Genomic DNA, 363 nt, shown 5'->3' with positions numbered 1-363 from the left:
CTCCCTAAAACGGGAATTTAAAAAGAGAGTTTGCGACCGCCTTTCCACATCAAGATTAATATCATCGTAATATTCCCCTTCTGTATCGGTTGTGATCCTTATTTCTGTTCCGGGAAATGTGGTAACCTTGATCTTATAGATCTCATCACTGGAGAGTACGATCTTTTCCAGGTCCCCTGCTTCGATTACATGGGTAATATGCTTTTGAGCTATAGCAGTAAAACCCGGCAAAAGCATTAATAAAAAGAAGAAGAATTTCATGTATTTAGTGAAACAAAAAACGCTCCAAACCAAAGGCCGGAGCGTTTTATAAAAAAGTAGTATTGTTATCGCTGCAAATTTTTTGCTTCAATGCTCAAAGTA

1 pseudogene is annotated in these 363 nt (G+C 37.7%); it reads right to left on the bottom strand.

Features of this window, described 5'->3' with window-relative positions:
- A pseudogene (locus tag HC175_RS20860) lies at nt 1-261 on the bottom strand (hypothetical protein); the annotation flags it as partial.
- Nucleotides 262-363 lie beyond the last annotated feature (102 nt).

This window comes from Salinimicrobium oceani, assembly GCF_012037645.1.
The sequence above is the reverse complement of the archived record's forward strand: the minus strand, read 5'-3'. Positions and strand labels throughout refer to the sequence as shown.